Here is a 333-nt window from a genome sequence, read left to right on the forward strand (position 1 = left end):
CTGATGCTGCGCGGCCTCGAAGGCGCGCTCCACGGCGTCGACCACTACGAACCGGCGTACGTCGTCTCGTACCCGCTCGTCGCCGCCTTCGGCGGCCTGGAGCTCGGCACGCTCCAGAACCTCGTCTACTTCTGGGCCATGATCAAGCTCGGCACGACGATGATCTGGATGATCACGGTCGGTCTCAACATCAGCATGGGCGTCGCCTGGCACCGGTTCCTGGCGTTCCCCAACATCTGGTTCAAGCGGAACGCGCGCGGCGGGGACGCGCTGGGCGCGCTGCTGCCGATGGCCTCCGGCGGCAAGCAGATCGACTTCGAGACGGTCTTCGAC

Annotated in this window: 1 pseudogene; it reads left to right on the forward strand. The window is 66.7% G+C overall.

From position 1 onward, the window contains the following. A pseudogene (locus IF129_RS25985) lies at window positions 1–333 on the forward strand (Fe-S oxidoreductase); the annotation flags it as partial.

It is taken from the genome of Streptomyces chumphonensis (assembly GCF_014779715.1).
Classification (GTDB): domain Bacteria; phylum Actinomycetota; class Actinomycetes; order Streptomycetales; family Streptomycetaceae; genus Streptomyces; species Streptomyces chumphonensis.